Origin of the sequence: Thiemannella venezuelensis (assembly GCF_014203605.1) — a bacterium.
GTDB classification, from domain to species: Bacteria; Actinomycetota; Actinomycetes; order Streptosporangiales; family Streptosporangiaceae; genus Planomonospora_A; species Planomonospora_A venezuelensis.
The window spans coordinates 383579-401945 of sequence record NZ_JACHJJ010000004.1; the positions used below are offsets into that span (position 1 = coordinate 383579).

14 protein-coding genes, 2 tRNA genes and 1 rRNA gene are annotated in these 18367 nt (G+C 70.6%); 10 read left to right on the forward strand and 7 right to left on the reverse strand.

Going from position 1 to position 18367, the window contains the following annotated elements; genetic code table 11:
• Positions 1–45: 45 nt before the first annotated feature.
• The gene (locus tag FHS22_RS09440; RefSeq protein ID WP_260407817.1) at positions 46–636 is read right to left on the reverse strand and encodes an HD domain-containing protein; all 591 of its coding nucleotides are present in this window, start codon (positions 634–636) and stop codon (positions 46–48) included.
• A gap of 114 nt (positions 637–750) precedes the next feature.
• Between FHS22_RS09440 and FHS22_RS39570 the strand changes: the two genes are divergently transcribed.
• On the forward strand, positions 751–828 hold the full coding sequence (locus tag FHS22_RS39570) for a 50S ribosomal protein bL37 (RefSeq protein ID WP_373293985.1): 78 nt from the start codon (positions 751–753) through the stop codon (positions 826–828).
• A 28-nt stretch (positions 829–856) separates the two neighbouring features.
• Here the strand turns inward: FHS22_RS39570 and FHS22_RS09445 are convergent, their stop codons facing one another.
• Complete coding sequence (locus FHS22_RS09445; protein WP_184940186.1) at positions 857–1426, reverse strand: TIGR03086 family metal-binding protein; 570 nt, start codon at positions 1424–1426, stop codon at positions 857–859.
• 165 nt (positions 1427–1591) lie between these two features.
• On the opposite strand from FHS22_RS09445, the gene FHS22_RS09450 reads away from it, so the two are divergent.
• Positions 1592–3148 (forward strand): choice-of-anchor I family protein, encoded by a 1557-nt coding sequence (locus FHS22_RS09450; RefSeq protein WP_184940188.1) that lies wholly within the window; start codon positions 1592–1594, stop codon positions 3146–3148.
• Between the two features lie 47 nt (positions 3149–3195).
• Here FHS22_RS09450 and FHS22_RS09455 read toward each other — a convergent pair whose 3' ends face one another.
• The 3 genes from FHS22_RS09455 to FHS22_RS09465 form a co-directional block, all read right to left on the reverse strand.
• A complete protein-coding gene (locus tag FHS22_RS09455; RefSeq protein WP_184940190.1) occupies positions 3196–4917 on the reverse strand; it encodes an ATP-binding SpoIIE family protein phosphatase in 1722 nt (573 codons plus the stop codon).
• Positions 4914–6500: an FAD-dependent oxidoreductase gene (locus FHS22_RS09460; protein ID WP_184940191.1), complete on the reverse strand. Its 1587-nt coding sequence runs from the start codon at positions 6498–6500 to the stop codon at positions 4914–4916. The genes FHS22_RS09455 and FHS22_RS09460 overlap by 4 nt, the downstream gene beginning before the upstream one ends.
• 673 nt (positions 6501–7173) lie before the next feature.
• Positions 7174–7244 (reverse strand) — tRNA-Gly (locus FHS22_RS09465).
• Positions 7245–7333: 89 nt separating this feature from the next.
• On the opposite strand from FHS22_RS09465, the gene FHS22_RS09470 reads away from it, so the two are divergent.
• Positions 7334–7407: transfer RNA gene (locus FHS22_RS09470), tRNA-Pro, on the forward strand.
• 106 nt (positions 7408–7513) lie between these two features.
• Here FHS22_RS09470 and FHS22_RS09475 read toward each other — a convergent pair.
• Positions 7514–8851, reverse strand: coding sequence for a serine hydroxymethyltransferase (locus tag FHS22_RS09475; protein ID WP_184940193.1), 1338 nt, complete (start codon positions 8849–8851; stop codon positions 7514–7516).
• A gap of 9 nt (positions 8852–8860) precedes the next feature.
• Positions 8861–9370, reverse strand: coding sequence for an ATP-binding protein (locus FHS22_RS09480; RefSeq protein WP_260407773.1), 510 nt, complete (start codon positions 9368–9370; stop codon positions 8861–8863).
• A gap of 242 nt (positions 9371–9612) precedes the next feature.
• Here FHS22_RS09480 and FHS22_RS09485 point away from each other — a divergent pair, with 242 nt between their 5' ends.
• From FHS22_RS09485 to FHS22_RS09515, 7 genes are all read left to right on the forward strand, one after another.
• The gene (locus tag FHS22_RS09485; RefSeq protein ID WP_184940194.1) at positions 9613–10479 is read left to right on the forward strand and encodes a helix-turn-helix domain-containing protein; all 867 of its coding nucleotides are present in this window, start codon (positions 9613–9615) and stop codon (positions 10477–10479) included.
• A 209-nt stretch (positions 10480–10688) separates the two neighbouring features.
• Positions 10689–12068, forward strand: a complete 1380-nt coding sequence (gene tig, locus FHS22_RS09490; protein WP_184940196.1) for a trigger factor — start codon at positions 10689–10691, stop codon at positions 12066–12068.
• 219 nt (positions 12069–12287) lie between these two features.
• Positions 12288–12932: a ClpP family protease gene (locus FHS22_RS09495; protein WP_338047681.1), complete on the forward strand. Its 645-nt coding sequence runs from the start codon at positions 12288–12290 to the stop codon at positions 12930–12932.
• Between the two features lie 11 nt (positions 12933–12943).
• A complete protein-coding gene (locus tag FHS22_RS09500) occupies positions 12944–13588 on the forward strand; it encodes an ATP-dependent Clp protease proteolytic subunit (RefSeq protein WP_184940197.1) in 645 nt (214 codons plus the stop codon).
• A gap of 193 nt (positions 13589–13781) precedes the next feature.
• Complete coding sequence (clpX, locus tag FHS22_RS09505; RefSeq protein WP_184940199.1) at positions 13782–15059, forward strand: ATP-dependent Clp protease ATP-binding subunit ClpX; 1278 nt, start codon at positions 13782–13784, stop codon at positions 15057–15059.
• Positions 15060–15168: 109 nt separating this feature from the next.
• Positions 15169–17739: a valine--tRNA ligase gene (locus tag FHS22_RS09510; RefSeq protein ID WP_184940270.1), complete on the forward strand. Its 2571-nt coding sequence runs from the start codon at positions 15169–15171 to the stop codon at positions 17737–17739.
• A gap of 567 nt (positions 17740–18306) precedes the next feature.
• Positions 18307–18367, forward strand: a 16S ribosomal RNA gene (locus FHS22_RS09515); the annotation flags it as partial.

Below are 18367 nucleotides of genomic sequence, written 5' to 3' on the forward strand. Positions count from 1 at the left end.
CCACAGACTGCCGCTGACTCGTGTTTGATTTTGCTGGTTAATCCCTCACAACCGGTCAAGCTCCTCCCGGATGTTGGCCCGTGCCGCCGCCTCGGCGCCGGACACCCGGAAGATCGCCGGCAGGTCCAGCAGTGAGCGCAGCACCGCCGCCCGGCCCGCCCGGAAGGCGTCGTCGGGAACGAAGGCGTACTCCTCGCGCACCGCCGCCGCGTAGGCCGCGTAGAGGTCCGGCGGGGCGGCCAGGATCGCCAGGTCCGCGTCGCACAACACGGCCCCGTCCGCGTCCGAGGGTTCGGGGGCATGGGTGACCGTGAGCCTGACCAGCCGGGCGACCGCGGCCACCTCCTCCGGCGGCAGGCCCATCTCGGGCAGCGCCCGCTCGGCCAGCCGGGCGCTGCGCTCCTCGTTGTCCCCGCGCCGGGGGTCGTAGACGGCGTCGTGGAACCAGGCGGCGAGCCGTACGAGGTCGGGGTTGTCGGCGTGCGGGGCCAGCGCGTCGACGTGGGCGAGCACCGCCTCCAGATGGGCGGTCGTGTGGTATTTGCGGTGCGGCTCGGCGTACCGGGCGATCAGGTCGCGGCCGAGGGCCTCGGCGTGCGGGCCGGCCAGCTCCCGCCAGCGGTCAATCAGCTCCATGTCCATGCCCCGGAGCCTAGAGGGCGGGCGGCCCGTCTTTTTGGGCCTTGTACGGCGGGCGATCCGGGAGGACGGTGAAGGCCTGACCCGGCGGACGAGAAGGGGCGGTCGAGCATGGCGCGCAGAGCACGCAAGGCCCGGGCCCGCAAGAAGCGCAAGGCCAACCACGGCAAGCGCCCGGCGGCCCGGTGACCCGGCGGCCCGGTGACGTGCCGGGAGGTCAGACGCGGCGGCCCCAGGAGGCCAGCAGCCGGGTCTGGGCGTCGGGGTCGGCGGGCAGCGGCTGCTGCTCCCCGATGACGCCGGCCTGGCGGTAGCCGTCCTCGGCGCCGGCGAACCAGGCCGCGCAGGTCTCGACCAGTTCCGGGTCGAGCCGCTCGTCCGCGCCGATCGCGCGGGCCAGGTCCCAGGTGTGGATGAGGGCGTCGGCGAACAGCTCGGTGATGTACTCCGCGCCGGGCACATCGCCGAAGGACAGGTGGGTCACGCGGGTCAGGGACTCCTCGGCGCAGGACGCGTGGACGGCGGCCGCGGCCGCGGCGTCGAAGGCCTTGGGCGGGTCGTCGCCGAGCAGGTCGCCGTCGAAGACGTCGCCGAGTTCGGCGACGGTCCGCCCGGCGAGCAGCTCGGGGGCCCAGAGGCTCTCGCCCACCATGTGGTTGACGAGGGCGCGGACGTCCCAGTCCACGCACGGTGTCGGGTTCTCCCACTGCTCCGGTGCGATCCGGTGCACGAGAGCGCCGAAATCGTCCAGCGCGCGGCGGTAGGCCTCGCGAATTTCGATGATCATGGTGCCCTCCCGAGTCGTCAGTTCGACCGTAACCTCTGGTCGGCCAGGAGTCAGGGGGCTTGTTGGGCATGACCGAACAATGCATGCCGTACCCGATGGATCGGGTTCATTCCACGGTCATCCCGGTGTAAGTGAGCGGTCACGATATTTCGTGATGATTCGCCCATGCGCAACACGACCCTCACCCGCCTCACCGCGGCCGCGGCCGCCGGCCTGGTACTCCTGCCCGCCACCGCCCACGCCGCCGGCGGAGCCGAGTCCCGACCCCGGGGCATCGAACTGGCCTTCCTCGGCCGCTACACCACCGGGACGGTCGCCGCCGGCGCCTCGGAGATCACCGCCTACGACGCGCCCACCCGGCGGGTCTTCGTCGTGAACGCGCAGGCGGGCACCGTCGACGTGCTCGACATCCGCGACCCCCGCAGACCGCGCAAGGTCGCCACCCTGGACACGCCGGGCGCCAACAGCGTCGCGGTCTCCGGCGGGCTGGTGGCCGTCGCCCGGCAGGCCGCCGCCAAGACCGACCCGGGCACCGTGGCCTTCTTCGACGCCAGGACCGGCAGGAAGATCAGGGAGGTCACCGTCGGCGCCCTGCCCGACATGGTGACCTTCACCCCGGACGGCCGCCGCGCGGTCGTCGCCAACGAGGGCGAGCCGGAGTCCTACTGCGAGGGCCGGGCGAACGACCCCGAGGGCTCCGTCAGCATCATCGACCTGCGCCGCTGGACGGTGCGGACCGCGGGCTTCGGGCGGTTCGGCGCCGACGAGCTGCGCGCCCGGGGAGTGCGGATCTCCGGCCCCGGCGCGTCGGCCGCCCGGGACCTGGAACCCGAGTACGTCACCGCCGAGCGCGGTACCGCCTACGTCACCCTCCAGGAGAACAACGCGCTCGCGATCGTGGACCTGGACCGGGCCGAGGTCCGCGACATCGTCCCCCTCGGCCTCAAGGACTGGTCGAAGAGCGGTCTCGACACCTCCGACAAGGACGGCGGCACCGGCATCCGGCCCCGCCCGGTCAAGGGCATGTACCAGCCCGACGCCGTCGCGCACCTCCACGCCCGGGGACGGACCTACCTCGTCACCGCCAACGAGGGCGACGGCCGGGAGTGGGGCTGCCACGCCGACGAGGTGCGGGTGAAGTCGCTCACCCTCTCCGCCGCGGCCTTCCCCGACGCCGCGGCCCTGCAGAAGGACGCCGAGCTCGGCCGGCTGAACGTCGCCGCCGACTCGCCCAGGGACGCCGCCGGCGCCTACACCGAGCTGCACGCCTTCGGCGCCCGCTCGATCTCGGTTCGTACGGCCTCCGGCGAGCTGGTCTGGGACTCCGGCGACGAACTGGAGCGGCTGGTCGCGGAGAGGCTGCCGGAGCAGTTCAACGCCGACAACGAGGAGAACGGCTCCGCCGACAGCCGCAGCGACAACAAGGGTCCCGAGCCCGAGGGCGTCACGGTCGGCGAGGTGCGGGGCCGTACCTACGCCTTCACCGGGCTGGAGCGCGTCGGCGGGATCGTCGCCTACGACATGAGCGACCCCCGCGCGCCGCGGCCGGCCGGCTACGTCAACACCCGCGACTTCGCCGGCTCGGTCGAGGACGGCACCGCCGGAGACGTCGGCCCCGAGGGGGTGCTGTTCATCTCCGCCGGGCAGAGCCCGACCCGCCGCCCGCTGCTCGTGGTCGGCAACGAGGTCAGCGGCACCACCGCGATCTACGAGATCCGCTGAGGCCGCGCCGTGCCTGATCCGCCTCCGGGCGCGCGCCCGGAGGCGGATCAGGGCAGGTTCTGCTCGACCCAGACGATCTTCCCCTCGGGCGCCGGGCGGGAGCCCCAGCGGCGGGCGACCTGGTTGACCAGCCGGAGCCCGCGCCCGCTGTCGTCGGCGCCGGACGCCTCGCGCAGGACCGGTGCCACGGGAGAGCGGTCGGCCACCTCGCACACCAGCCGGTGACCGCGCAGCAGACGCAGCCCGATCGGGCCCTCCCCGTGCAGGACCGCGTTGGTGACCACCTCGCTGACCAGCAGTTCGGTGGTGGCGGCGAGGGCGCCCAGCCCCCAGCCGGTGAGCGTGGCGCGGACGAAGCGGCGGGCCCGTACCGCGGACCCGGTCTCCGCGGGGAGCGTGAGCTGCGCGACCTCCGCGGGGGAGAGCTCGCGCACCCGCGCCAGCAGGAGCGCGATGTCGTCGCGCTCGTGCCCCGGGCGCTGCGCGCCGATCGTGAGGTCGCAGACCTCCTCCAGGTCGTCGTTGCGCTCGGCGAGCAGGCCGCGGAGCGCGCCGATGCCCTCGTCGATGTCGCGGTCCCGGCTCTCCACCAGGCCGTCGGTGTAGAAGGCCAGCACGGAGCCGTGCGGGAGGGTCAGCTCGACCGTCTCCGCAGGGGCGTCGCCGATGCCGAGCGGCAGCCCGGCGGGCATCTCGACCAGCTCGGTCTCGCCGTCCGGGCGGATGAGGATCGGCGGCACGTGCCCGGCCCGGGCGAACGCGCAGCGCCGGGTGACCGGATCGTAGGTGGCGTACACGCACGTCGCGATCTGCGTCGGGTCCAGGTCCTGGCTCATCCGGTTGAGCCGGAACAGCACCTCTCCCGGGGGCAGGTCCAGGCCGGCCAGGGTACGGGCGGCCGTGCGGAGCTGACCCATCGTGGCGGCGGCCCTGATGCCGTGCCCCATCACGTCGCCGACCACCAGCGCGGCCCGGCAGCCCGGAAGCGGGATCACGTCGTACCAGTCGCCGCCCACCCCCGCCAGGTCGCTGGCCGGCAGGTAGCGCGAGGCGATGGACAGCCCCAGCGGCCGGTGGAGGTCCGCCGGGAGCAGGCTGCTCTGCAACGTCAGCGCGGTGCGGCGTTCGTGGCCGTAGAGCCGGGCGTTGTCCAGGCAGATCGCGGTCCTGGCGGCCAGTTCCTCGCCGAGTGTCACGTCCTGCTCGTCGAAGGGCGCGCTCGACGGCTCGCGGGTGAAGACGGCGAAGCCCAGCACCCGGCCGCGCGCCTTCAGCGGCACCACCAGGAAGGAGCTGTTCTCCAGCACCTTGGACACCGAGCCGCGCTTCCAGAACCGGCCGATCCTGTCGGCCGTGCGGGCGTCCAGCCGGGGGTGGAGGATCGGCGTGCCGGTCGCCATCGAGGTGGCGTAGGGCGTCCACGCCTCGTAGACGACGACCTCGTCCACCGGGAACGCGGTGGCGTACTCGCCCGGCGACGGGGCCGCCACGCCCACCGCGATCCGCCGGACCAGCGCCGAGCCGTCGTTGGTGCGGTGCGGGAACTCGCCCTCGCGGACCAGCCGGTCCTGCACCAGGACGCCCGCCGCGTCCGCGAACTGCGGTACGGCGACCTCCATCAGCTCCCGGCCCGTCTCGAACAGGTCCAGGGTGGTGCCGATCCGCCTGCTCGCCGCGGTCAGCAGCGAGAGCCGCTCGTGCAGGGAGGCCGGGCTGCCCATCCGGGGCTCGCCCGCTCCCGGGGATCTGGTGACGAAACGACGGTTCATGCGCTCCACCGGGGGGCGGGGACCGGCGTCCACCACGGGGTGATCCCGAGGTCCTCGGCGATGGCGCCTGCGCCGTTGTAGCCGGGGGCCGCGGAGACCGAGCCGCCGGGGTGGCTGCTGGCGCCGCAGAGATAGAGGCCGGATACGGGGGTGCGGTACTGGCCCAGCTCGGGGACCGGCCGGTTGCCGCCCAGCTGGGAGGGTTCGTAAGCGCCGACGTGGTGGCTGCCGCGGACCATGTTGATGCAGTGCCGTTCGATGTCGAGCGGGGAGAACACCCGCTTGCCCAGGACGGTGCGGCCGGTGAGGTTGGGGGCGTACTCCGCCCACTCGGCGAGCAGCCGCTCGCCTATCTCCTCGTGCCGCAGGTCCCAGGCGGCCGGGTCGCCGCCGAGGTCGTAGGGGGCCCACGGCCACCAGAACGCCACGTGCTTGCCGGGCGGGGCGTAGGAGGGGTCGAAGAGCGTGGGGCAGGCGCCGTTGCCCGCCATCCGGTCCGGGAGGCCGCCCTGGTGGATCCGCTCGAACGTACGGCCCAGCTGCTCGCTGTCGTCGGCGCCGAGCACGAACAGGAACGCCCGGTCCACGTCCGGCTCGAAGTCGGCGGCCCGGTAGCGCGGCGCCTCGTCCAGGGCCAGGTGTAGGGAGACCAGGCTGTGCGCGGCCCACTTGTAGGCGGCGACCTTGGCGGCGATCTCGGCGCCGAAGTTGTCGGGGCCCGCCAGCCGTACCGTCTGCGGGGCGTCCACGGCGCTGGCCACGAACCGCCGCGCGGCCAGGGTGCCGCCGCCGGCGAGCCGGACGCCGGTGGCCCGGCCGTCGTCCACCAGGATGCGCTCGGCGTGCCTGCCGGTGATGACCGTGCCGCCGTGCTCCTCGATCACGCGGCGCAGCGCGTGCGCCACGTTCGCCGCCCCGCCGACGGGCAGGCCGAGCCTGGCGATGCGGGAGAGCAGGCGGGGGAAGAAGCCGCCGGTGCCGGGGACGTCCTCGATGGAGATGGCGTGCAGGAAGGACTTGAAGAGCACTCTCACCTGGTCGCTCTCGAAGTTCCTGTCGACGGCCTCGTAGAGCGAGAGCGGCAGGTAGCCGAGCAGGTCGCGGCCGAGGTCGCCGCCGAGCCGCTCGGCGAGGACGGACGGCGGGAGCGGCCTGGAGTAGAGGAAGCCGTTCATCAGCCCCCGCGCCGTCTCGGCGTAGCGCTCGTACAGCTCCAGCCAGCGCTCGGCGTCCGCCCGGGAGAACCGGGCGAACGACTCGGCGGTGCGCTTGGGGTCGGTGTAGACCGTGATCGCGCGGCCGTCCCGGAACACGGTGGCGTGCTGGACCTCGGGGTAGACGTAGCGCAGGCCGTACCGCCGGAGCCCGAGGTCGGCGGGGACCGGCCCCTCCTCCAGGAAGTGGTAGTTGCTGTGGGTGTTGTGCCGAAAGCCCGGGAGGGTGAGCTCCTGGGTGGTGCAGCCGCCGCCGGCCGTATCGTTGCGCTCGACGACCGCCACGGACAGGCCGGCCTTGGCGAGGTAGGCGGCGCAGGTGAGCCCGTTGTGCCCTCCGCCGATGATGACGCCGTCGAACTCCGTCACGATCCCCTCCGGGTTCTCTTGACCGCCGCTCTGCAGCAAGCGTAAAGAACGATCTACGTCGGGTCTCCTGTTCTCCCGAGAAGCCACGGAAATCCCCTGTGGCCTAGGACTTTCAAGTCTAACGACTGTCTTGACTCAGTGCTTGAAAAGCTGTCAATCGAGGAGGCGCCGTCCGTCGGCGGCGCCGGTCCGGAGGGGTCCGCCGAGTCCTCCGGCCGCGCGGGCGGACGGGCGCATGCCCGGCCGGGGCGGCGCCGGGAGCGGATCGTCCGGGCCCGCCGGTCGCGATGGGAGCGCGGTGCCCGCGGAGCGGCGTCGGGGTCGTCTCTGGCACGGTCACCTCCGGGGGCAGGTGCTGACAGTCTCCGTCACATCACCCTGCGTGGTCCATCCCCTGATCGTGATCCGCGCAGTGCCGGCGGCCGGCGAGGCGGTCCGGTACGGCGGGCGGCGCCGGTCCGCCCGCACGCGGGTCGGGGCCGGGACGGGGCGGCCGCCCGGGCGTGGGGCTCGGAGCTCGGGGCGTGGGGCTCGGGGGGAAGGCTCCCGCGAAAGGCGCGGGGAGGGCCGGTGGCGCGCGAGCGGCACGGAAGATCCGCGAAAGATCGAAGAATCGGTGAAAGCCGGAGGGCCAGGCCTCCGGACATCCGGTGACCTGGCCCTTCTCCACGCGAGCGGACGACGGGAATCGAACCCGCGTAGCCAGTTTGGAAGACTGGGGCTCTACCATTGAGCTACGTCCGCGCGAACCGGTGTTGGTCTGGTCTAGACTTCATCCGGTCGTCAGGGCGTAATCGTACCGGAGTTCCGGAGCGTGCGCGCACCCGGCGCCGCGGGGTGTGGCGCAGTTTGGTAGCGCACCTGCTTTGGGAGCAGGGGGCCGCAGGTTCAAATCCTGTCACCCCGACACTGTCGGGCCCGGTTCCGCCACGGCGGAGCGAGAGGCCGCCGTTTCTCTTTCCACTCCGGTCGCCCGGCCGTCCTCCGGGCTCCGGCCCGCCGTGCCGTACGGCCTACGCGGGCCGGTCGGCGGTGAAGCGCACGCCGGAGAGCCGGCTCCGCCACTCGGTGACCTCCGGGGCGACCGCGGCCGGGTCGGTGCCGGGGTCCAGCGCGCGGGCGACGAGCGCGGCGAGGGCGGGCATGTCCTCCTCGGTGGCGCCGAGCCGGACGATCTCCGGGGTGCCGAGGCGCAGGCCGTTGACGTCTCCGGCCACCGGCTCCGCGGGGAGGCCGATGCCGCAGGCGAGCAGGTTCGCCCGGCGGAGCCTGCGGGCGGCGCGCTGGCCGCCGCCGTAGCGGTGGGCCTCGACCGCGAACTGGTGGGAGCGGGTGCAGCCGCGGCCGGCGGCGAAGACCGGGACGCCGAGCGTGAGCAGCTCGGTGGCGAGCCGCCGCGCGGCGGCGGTCATCGCCCGCGCGTAGGCCGGTCCGGCGGCCTTCCAGTCCAGCAGGGTCATGGCGAGGGCCGCGATCCTGCCGGCGTCGGAGTTGGCGGTCAGCCCCGGGTAGGCGATCGCGTCGAGGCGTTCGGCGAGCTCGGCGTCGTCGGTGACGACGAGCCCGCCCGGAGGGCCGCCGAGGCTCTTGTAGGTGCTCATGGTGATCAGGTGCGCGCCCTCGCGGAGCGGGTCCGGCCAGGTGCGGCCGGCGATCATGCCGCACAGGTGGGCGGCGTCGAAGAGCACGCGGGCGCCGACGGAGTCGGCGATCTCCCGGATCCGGGGGACGGGGTGGGGGAAGAGGTTGAGGCTGCCGCCGACGGTGATCAGCCGGGGGCGCGTCTCCTCGGCGAGGGACCGCAGGGCGTCGACGTCCACCGTGTAGCCGTCCGCGGCGACGGGGGCGGGGACCGTGGTGAGGCCGTACAGGCCCGCCGCGCCCTGGCCGTGGTGGGTGACGTGGCCCCCGACGCTCGCGGGCGGGGCGATGATCGTGTCGCCGGGGCCGCAGGTGGCCATGAACGCGTAGAGGTTGGCGAGGGCGCCCGAGCCGACGCGCACCTCGGCGTGGCCCGCGCCGAAGACCTGGGCGGCCAGTTCGGCGGCGATGATCTCGATCTGCTCGATGGCCTCCAGCCCGGTCTCGTACTTGTCGCCGGGGTAGCCCAGGGAGGGCCGCGACCCGAGGCCGGAGGAGAGCAGCGCCTCGGCACGGGGGTTCATGACGTTCGCGGCCGGGTTGAGGTTGACGGCCTCGACGTCGTGGATGCGGTGGTTCTCGGCCGCGAGCCGTTCGATCTCCTCCTGGACGGAGGCGGCGGGCAGGTCCGCCACGGCCCCGGCGACCGATCGCACCCGCTCCTCGGACGGAGCGGGCACCCAGGGGCGGGGCGTGAGCGCGGGACCCATGGGAACGGGTCAGTCGGTACCGCTGAACAGGGCCCAGACGGCCTTGCCGCCGCGGTTGAGGTGGTCCCAGCCCCAGCACCGGCTGTAGGTCTCCACGATGTAGAGGCCGCGGCCGTTCTCGGAGATGAAGTCCGGTTCCTTGGGGGTGGGCGCCTCGTCGCTGGGGTCGGCCACGGCGAGCAGCACGTGGGGGGAGAGGCGGAGCAGCATGAGGGTGATGGGCTTGGCCTCGACCTTGCTGGGCGGGCACAGCGCGTAGCGGACCGCGTTCGTCACCAGTTCCGAGACCACCAGCGCCGCGTCGTCACTGAGCTCGGACAGCCCCCACTCGCGGAGGGTGGAGCGGGTGACGTCGCGGGCGGTCTTGACCGAGTCCGCCTGCCGGGCGAGGGGACAGGCGGTGGCATGGGGGTGGTCGGCCGCCAGGAACTCGTCGAAGCCGACCTGGCGGGTCGCCTGCAGGTAGTCGGCGGCGGATCGTGGCTCCTCCACCATCCTGCCGGTACCTCCCGCTGTCATGGTGAGTCTCCGTGCGGTTGAGAGTTTTCAGAGCTTGTGCACCATTAGCCCAATATGCACTAGGCCATCATGGGTCACGGGCCCGTCTGCTGCAAGACCCAAATGCACGTGCAGTTGCAATGTGCAGCCGCATGGGCGGAAGGGGAGGCGCGCTCCCGGGCCGGTCGCGGAGGTGGGACCTTGTCACGGCGGCCGGAAGTGGTGACACTGTGTGCGCTGGCCCAATTGAAGAGGGAGGCGAAGTGACGCAGGTTCAACCGGGATCGGGTCCCACAGCTCTGCGTATCCTCCTGGGCTCCCAACTGCGCCGGTTGCGCGAGGACAAGGGCCTCACGCGCGAGGAGGCCGGCCACCGGATCCGCGGCTCCGAATCCAAGATCAGCAGGATGGAGCTCGGGCGGGTCGGTCTCCGGGAACGCGACGTCGCGGACCTGCTCAGCCTGTACGGAGTAGAGGACGAGGGGGCGCGGGCAGCCGTGATGGACCTCCTGACCAGAGCGAACGAGCCCGGCTGGTGGCACCGGTTCAACGACCTGCTGCCCGGCTGGTTCCAGACGTACGTCGGCCTGGAGGAGGCGGCCTCCCGGATCCGCACCTACGAGGTGCAGTTCGTGCCCGGACTGCTCCAGACGAAGGAGTACGCCCGGGCGGTCATCACGGCCGGCAGCGCCGGGATCGCGCCCGACGAGATCTCCCGACGGGTGGACCTGCGCCTCGAACGCCAGCGCATCCTGGACGGCTCCGGCGGGCCGTTCTTCTGGGCGGTCATCGACGAGGCGGCGCTGCGGCGCCCCATCGGCGGCGCGGACGTGATGCGGGCGCAGCTGGAGCATCTGATGGATCTCATGCGCCAGCCGAACATCACGATTCAGGTGATGCCGTTCAGCTTCGGCGGGCACAGCGCGGAGGGCGGCGCCTTCAGCGTGCTGCGCTTCTCCGACAGCGAGCTCCCCGACGTGGTCTACGTCGAGCAGCTCGCCAGCGCGCTCTACCTGGACAAGCGCGAGGACGTCGACCGCTACAGCGAGGTCATGGAGCGGTTGTGCGCGGTGAGCACGACGCCGGATGAGACGGTCGACATCCTCAGGCGCATAATCAAGGAGAACTGACACGGCGCCGGTCGCTGCGAGGTGCGGGTCTGCCCTAGACTGGCCTGCGGCGCTGGACACCCGCCACGGTGGAGCATGCCCTGATCTGGTGCATGTCTCACGGCTGTGCCCGGTGCCGCTCATGTGGGCGCGGCGCGCGAGCTTGCCGCGGTAGCCGTACGAATTGGCGCGCCCGCGATCACTCGAAGCTTGATCAAGGAGACCACCCCGTGAAGACCGCTGTCGAGGAGCTCAGCCCGACCCGGGTCAAGCTCACTGTCGAGGTGCCGTTCGAGGAGCTCGGCGAGAGCATGCAGGCGGCGTACAAGAAGGTCGCGCAGCAGGTGCGCGTCCCCGGTTTCCGCCCCGGCAAGGTTCCGGCCCGCATCATCGAGCAGCGCTTCGGCCGCGCGGTGGTGCTGGAGGAGACCCTCAACGACGCGGTTCCGAAGCTGTACGGCCAGGCCGTCGACGAGAGCGACATCTTCCCGGTCAGCCAGCCGGAGATCGAGGTCACCAAGATCGAGGACGGCGAGCAGGTCGAGTTCACCGCCGAGGTGGACGTCCGCCCGAACTTCGAGGTCCCGGACTACCAGGGCCTCGAGGTGACCGTCCCGGTCGCCGAGGTGTCCGACGAGGACGTCGAGGCGCAGCTGAACGGCCTGCGCCAGCGCTTCGCGACGCTGACCGGCGTCGAGCGCGCCGCGGCCGACGGCGACTTCGTCGTGATGGACCTCGCCGCCGCGATCGACGGTGTGAACATCGAGGAGCAGCAGGCCAACGACGTCTCCTACGAGGTGGGCGCGGGCTCGGTGCTGCAGGGCCTGGACGACGCGCTGGCCGGCATGTCCGCCGGTGACGTCAAGGAGTTCACCACCAACCTGGTCGGCGGCGAGAACGCCGGCGAGGAGGCCGTGGTGACCATCACGATCAAGAGCGTCAAGGAGAAGGTCCTCCCCGAGCTCGACGACGAGTTCGCCCAGCTGGCGAGCGAGTTCGACACGCTCGACGAGCTCAAGGAGAGCATCCGCGAGCAGGCCCGCCGCAACAAGCTGATCGACCAGGTCGTGCAGGCCCGCGAGAACGCCCTCGACGCCCTGCTGGCCAAGATCGACATCCCGCTCCCGGAGAGCGCGCTCAAGGCCGAGCTCGACAACCGCAAGCACAACCTCGAGCACCAGATCGCCGAGAGCGGCCTGAGCAAGGAGGCGTTCTTCCGCCTCTACCAGACCACCGAGGAGGAGCGCTACGCCGAGTTCGACGAGAGCGCGGCCAAGGCCCTCAAGACGGGCTTCGTCCTCGACAAGATCGTCAAGGCGGAGGAGCTCGGGGTCAGCGAGCAGGAGCTCACCAACTTCGTGGTGCGCCGCGCCATGCAGATGAACGTCGCGCCGAACGTGCTGGCCAAGCACCTGGCCGACAACGACCAGCTCACCCTGGCCATGGTCGAGATCGTCCGCGACAAGGCCAAGAGCGTCATCGGCGACGCCGCCAAGGTGGTCGACGAGGCCGGCAACGAGGTCGACCTCAAGGCCATCTACACCGAGATCAACGGTGAGGCCCCCGTCGAGGAGCCCGCCGAGGACGCCGAGGAGAAGACCGAGGCGTAGGGCCCTCCCGGAAGCCCCTGCGGCTCCCGACGCGACGCACGCGACGCCCCCGCCGTGGTCCCACGGCGGGGGCGTCGCGCTTCCCGGAGGAGGCTCACGGCGGCGCGGGTCATCATGCGCTGTCGGCGAACAGCACGTGGAGGGGGCATGTCCGGTCGGCGGCGCGCGTTAAGGTCACAAGCAAAGCCAATCGATAACGACGCATCGGAAGGTGACGCTGTGACCAGCCCGCCGACCTTCTACCAGCCGACCGGCTCCGGGCCCGAGTCGATGAGCCAGCCGAACGGCTCGTTCAGGCTCGAAGACCAGCTCTACCAGCGGCTGCTGCGTGAGCGCATCATCGTGCTGGGCACCCAGGTCAACGACGAGATCGCCAACCGAATCTGTGCCGAGCTGCTCCTGCTCGCGGCCGATGACTCCGAACGGGACATCTGGCTCTACATCAACTCGCCGGGCGGTTCGGTGACCGCCGGCATGGCCATCTACGACATGATGGAGTACGTGCCGAACAACGTGTGCACCGTCGCGATGGGCCTGGCCGCCTCCATGGGCCAGTTCCTGCTGTGCGCCGGTGAGCGGGGCAAGCGCTACGCCCTGCCGCACGCCCGCATCATGATGCACCAGCCGTCCGGCGGCATCGGGGGCACCGCCGCCGACATCGCCATCCAGGCCGAGCAGATGCTCTACGTGAAGAAGACGCTCGCCGAGCGCATCGCCTTCCACACCGGCCAGAACCTGGAGCAGATCGAGTCCGACTCCGATCGAGACCGCTGGTTCACGGCCGAGGAGGCCAAGGACTACGGCTTCATCGACCACGTCGTGCGCAGCGCTCGGCAGGTGCCCTCCACGGGCGCCGTCTCCTGAAGGGGCACAAGGTGAGTGAGTTGATCCGGCCGGGGGACATCAACGGCCGCTACGTTCTTCCCTCCTTCGTCGAACGCACGTCGTACGGCGTCAAGGAGATGAACCCGTACAACAAGCTGTTCGAGGACCGCATCATCTTCCTCGGGGTGCAGATCGACGACGCGTCGGCCAACGACGTGATGGCACAGCTGCTCACGCTGGAGTCGCTCGACCCCGACCGCGACATCAGCATCTACATCAACTCGCCCGGCGGTTCGTTCACCGCCATGACGGCGATCTACGACACGATGCAGTTCGTCCGGCCGGAGATCCAGACGGTCTGTCTCGGGCAGGCGGCCTCGGCCGCGGCGGTCCTGCTGGCCGGCGGCACGCCGGGCAAGCGGTTCGCCCTGCCGAACGCCCGCATCCTGATCCACCAGCCCTCCACCGAGGGCGGCGGCCAGGGAAGCGACATCGAGATCCAGGCGCGGGAGATCCTGCGGATGCGCGCGCTCCTGGAGACGATCATCGCGCGGCACTCGGGCAAGGCGCCCGCGGACGTCCGCAAGGACATCGAACGCGACAAGATTCTCGACGCCGAGGAGTCGAAGGCGTACGGGCTGATCGACGACATCATCCCGTCGCGTAAGAAGCTCGCCAAGGCCGTCGCCTCCTGAGGGAGGTAGATTGCATCGGAACGGTGCCCAATTGGGCACCTTCCGGTGCGACTCGCCGCCAGGGGGCTCACTGAGGGCTCAGAAGACGGTAACGTCGAATCCTGAGCGGGATGGCTTTTCGTACCGGGATCGGGCCGGTCAGAAGAAACGGACCGCGGCAGCCAGGGCGGTCCCACGCAAAGGAGTATCTGGGGTGGCACGCATCGGCGACGGGGGAGACCTGCTGAAGTGCTCTTTCTGCGGGAAGAGCCAGAAGCAAGTCAAGAAGCTCATCGCCGGGCCCGGCGTATACATCTGCGATGAGTGCATCGATCTCTGCAACGAGATCATCGAGGAGGAGCTCAGCGAGTCCTCCGAACTCAAGTGGGACAGCCTGCCCAAGCCGAGGGAGATCTACGAGTTCCTCGACGCCTACGTCATCGGTCAGGACAAGGCGAAGAAGGCCCTCTCGGTGGCGGTCTACAACCACTACAAGCGGGTGCAGTCCGGTGAGCGCGGGCGTGACGACGGCCTGGAACTGGCCAAGTCGAACATCCTGCTCCTGGGCCCGACCGGTTCCGGCAAGACACTGCTCGCGCAGACGCTGGCGAAGATGCTGAACGTGCCGTTCGCGATCGCCGACGCCACCGCGCTGACGGAGGCCGGCTACGTGGGCGAGGACGTCGAGAACATCCTGCTCAAGCTGATCCAGGCCGCCGACTACGACGTCAAGAAGGCCGAGACCGGCATCATCTACATCGACGAGGTCGACAAGATCGCCCGCAAGAGCGAGAACCCGTCGATCACCCGCGACGTCTCGGGCGAGGGCGTGCAGCAGGCCCTGCTGAAGATCCTGGAGGGCACCACGGCGAGCGTGCCGCCGCAGGGCGGGCGCAAGCACCCGCACCAGGAGTTCATCCAGATCGACACCACCAACGTGCTGTTCATCTGCGGCGGAGCCTTCGCCGGCCTCGAGAAGATCATCGAGTCCAGGGTCGGCAAGAAGGGCATCGGCTTCAACGCCGTCATCCGCTCCAAGGAGGACATCGACTCCTCCGACATCTTCGGTGACGTCATGCCCGAGGACCTGCTGAAGTTCGGCATGATCCCCGAGTTCGTCGGCCGCCTCCCGGTCATCACCAGCGTGCACAACCTCGACCGCGAGGCGCTCATCCAGATCCTGACCGAGCCGCGCAACGCCCTGGTCAAGCAGTACCGCCGCCTCTTCGAGCTCGACAACGTCGAGCTGGAGTTCACCGACGACGCCCTGGAGGCCGTCGCCGACCAGGCGATCCTGCGGGGCACCGGTGCGCGCGGCCTGCGGGCCATCCTGGAGGAGGTCCTCCTCTCGGTGATGTACGAGGTGCCGTCCCGCGAGGACGTGGCGCGCGTCGTCATCACCCGCGAGTCGGTCCTGGAGCACGTCAACCCGACCCTCGTACCGCGCGACCAGCTGGCCAAGCAGCGCACTCCGCGCGAGAAGTCGGCATAGGCCCGCACACCCAGTACGGCCGACGCCCCCGCGGAGAGCACTCCGCGGGGGCGTCGGCCGTCGGTGACCACCGCCCATTCGAAGGTCCCTAGAATTGGACACCGTGACGATGCCAGAGCTGCCCACCCAGTACACGCCCGCCGATGTGGAGACCCGGAGCTACGAGCGCTGGGTGGCACAGGGATACTTCACCGCGGACCCGGGCAGCGACCGCGAGCCGTACACCATCGTCCTGCCCCCGCCGAACGTGACCGGCGTGCTGCACATCGGCCACGCCCTCGACCACTCGATCCAGGACGCGCTGACCCGCCGCGCCCGCATGCGCGGCCAGGAGACGCTCTGGCTGCCGGGCATGGACCACGCGGGCATCGCGACCCAGAACGTCGTCGAGCGTGAGATCGCCAAGGAGGGCCTGTCCCGCCACGACCTCGGCCGCGAGGCGTTCGTCGAGCGGGTCTGGCAGTGGAAGGAGGAGTCCGGCGGCCGGATCCTCGGCCAGATGAAGAAGCTCGGCGACGGCGTCGACTGGTCGCGTGAGCGCTTCACGATGGACCCCGGCCTCTCCCGCGCCGTTCAGACGATCTTCAAGCGGCTCTTCGACGACGGCCTCATCTACCGCGCCGAGCGGATCATCAACTGGTGCCCGCGCTGCCTGACCGCCCTGTCGGACATCGAGGTCGAGCACAGCGAGGACGAGGGCGAGCTCGTCTCGATCCGGTACGGCGACGGCGACGACTCGATCGTGGTCGCCACCACCCGGGCCGAGACCATGCTCGGCGACACCGCGGTGGCCGTGCACCCGTCCGACGAGCGCTACGCCCACCTGATCGGCCGCGAGGTCGAGGTCCCGCTGACCGGCCGGCGCATTCCGATCGTGGCCGACGAGCACGTCGACCCGGCGTTCGGCACCGGCGCGGTCAAGGTCACCCCGGCCCACGACCCGAACGACTTCGAGATCGGCCGCCGCCACTCGCTGCCGTCGCTGGCGGTCATGGACGAGCGCGGCGTGATCACCGCCCACGGCCCGTTCGAGGGTCTCGACCGCTTCGAGGCCCGTCCCGCCGTGGTCGCGGCCCTGCGCGAGCAGGGCAGGATCGTCGCCGAGAAGCGCCCCTACCTGCACTCGGTGGGCCACTGCTCGCGCTGCAAGACCGTGGTCGAGCCGCGCCTGTCGCTGCAGTGGTTCGTCAACGTCTCGCCGCTGGCCAAGGCCGCCGGCGACGCGGTCCGCGACGGCCGGACGAGGATCCACCCGCCGGAGCTGGCCAAGCGCTACTTCGACTGGGTCGACGACATGCACGACTGGTGCATCTCGCGGCAGCTGTGGTGGGGCCACCGCATCCCGGTCTGGTACGGACCCGGGGGCGAGGTCGTCTGCGTGGGCCCGGACGAGACGGCGCCCGAGGGCTACGTCCAGGACCCCGACGTCCTCGACACCTGGTTCTCCTCGGGCCTGTGGCCGTTCTCCACCCTGGGCTGGCCGGACCGCACGCCCGAGCTGGAGAAGTTCTACCCGACCTCGGTCCTGGTGACGGGCTACGACATCCTGTTCTTCTGGGTGGCCCGGATGATGATGTTCGGCATCTACGCGATGGACGGCGAACCGCCGTTCCGGACCGTCGCGCTGCACGGCATGGTCCGCGACCAGTACGGCAAGAAGATGTCGAAGTCGTTCGGGAACGTCGTGGACCCGCTCGACTGGGTCGAGCGCTTCGGCGCCGACGCCACCCGCTTCACGCTGCTGCGGGGAGCCAATCCGGGCTCCGACGTCGCGATCAGCGAGGAGTGGGCCGGCGGCTCCCGCAACTTCTGCAACAAGATCTGGAACGCCACCCGGTTCGCGCTCATGAACGGCGCCGCCGTCGGCGAACTGCCGACCGGTGAGCTCACCGCGGCCGACCGGTGGATCCTCTCCCGCCTCCAGGAGGTCGTCTCCTCGGTGGACGCGGCCTTCGAGGAGTTCGAGTTCGCAAAGATCTCGGACCTGCTCTACCACTTCGCGTGGGACGAGGTCTGCGACTGGTACGTCGAGCTCGCCAAGATCCAGATCGCGTCTGGCCAGGAGCACACCCGCCTGGTGCTCGGGCACGTCTTCGACGCGCTGCTCCGGCTGCTCCACCCGCTGGTGCCGTTCGTCACCGAGGAGCTGTGGCGGGCGGTCACCGGCGGGGAGTCGATCGCGGTCGCGCCGTGGCCCGCGGTTCAGGAGTCCCTGCGCGACCCGGCGGCCGAGGAGGAGATCCTCGCGGTCCAGGGGCTGGTGACCGAGGTCCGCAGGTTCCGCTCGGACCAGGGCCTCAAGCCCGGCCAGCGGGTGGCCGCGCGGCTGTCCCTCTCCGGTACGGCTCTCGCCCCGCACGAGGAGGCGATCCGCTCGCTGCTCCGCCTGGACCAGCCGTCGGACTCGTTCGCCGCGACCGCCCGCCTGGACGTGGGAGGCATCGCCGTGGAGATCGACACGGCGGGGACGATCGACGTGGCGGCCGAGCGCAAGCGCCTGGAGAAGGATCTCGCCGCGGCGCAGAAGGAGGCCGCGCAGGTCGCCGCCAAGCTCGGGAACGAGCAGTTCATGTCGAAGGCCCCCGATGACGTGGTGAGCAAGGTCCGCGCCCGCGCGGCCCAGGCGGACCAGGACATCGCCCGGCTGACGGCCCAGTTGGCCGCTCTGCCCGCCGGCTGATGCCCGCGGTCTGAGGCTGCGCTTGAGGGAGACCCCGGAGTCCGTTGACTCCGGGGTCTCATGTTTGGGGCTCGCTGGCGGAGGGAAGACCTAGTCGTTACCGGCGAATGGCTCAGGTCTGCCGGAAAGACTGCTAATGTTCTTGATGCAGGGCGAGGTCCTGCGCCCCCTCTTCTCAAACTCCGACATTTCGGGCGTGTCTGCACGATTGGACACAGACCGGATGTTGGAGTAAGGTTGAAGGGTTGCTCCGGAGACGGGGTGGTCGCGATCCGGATGGATCGCCCGAAACGGGTCAGGTTGACACGAATCGGGCGGATCTGCTAGGATAGTGACACGGAATGGAATGCCCCGGACGCCGGGACCGACCACGGGTCGGAGCCGGCCGATGGTGAACGCGTCCGTTTCTTGAGAACTCAACAGTGTGTTAAAAGCCAGTGCATGAAGCACAACCCCGTCCCACCCGCCCTGGTGGTGGGAGGACGGATTCCTTTGGTTGATACATGCCCGCGACCACTTTTTCGTCGGTTGCGGGTGTGCTTTCAGCCGGGAGCAACTCGAAGACATTGTTTGGAGAGTTTGATCCTGGCTCAGGACGAACGCTGGCGGCGTGCTTAACACATGCAAG

Bases quoted from the DNA above. Each gene is read 5' to 3' on its own strand.
- FHS22_RS09440 (WP_260407817.1), bottom strand. From the start codon at position 636: ATGGAGCTGATTGACCGCTGGCGGGAGCTGGCCGGCCCGCACGCCGAG.
- FHS22_RS09445 (WP_184940186.1), bottom strand. From the start codon at position 1,426: ATGATCATCGAAATTCGCGAGGCCTACCGCCGCGCGCTGGACGATTTC.
- FHS22_RS09475 (WP_184940193.1), bottom strand. From the start codon at position 8,851: ATGGGTCCCGCGCTCACGCCCCGCCCCTGGGTGCCCGCTCCGTCCGAG.
- FHS22_RS09455 (WP_184940190.1), bottom strand. From the start codon at position 4,917: ATGAACCGTCGTTTCGTCACCAGATCCCCGGGAGCGGGCGAGCCCCGG.
- FHS22_RS09510 (WP_184940270.1), top strand. From the start codon at position 15,169: ATGCCAGAGCTGCCCACCCAGTACACGCCCGCCGATGTGGAGACCCGG.
- FHS22_RS09480 (WP_260407773.1), bottom strand. From the start codon at position 9,370: ATGACAGCGGGAGGTACCGGCAGGATGGTGGAGGAGCCACGATCCGCC.
- FHS22_RS39570 (WP_373293985.1), top strand. From the start codon at position 751: ATGGCGCGCAGAGCACGCAAGGCCCGGGCCCGCAAGAAGCGCAAGGCC.
- FHS22_RS09450 (WP_184940188.1), top strand. From the start codon at position 1,592: ATGCGCAACACGACCCTCACCCGCCTCACCGCGGCCGCGGCCGCCGGC.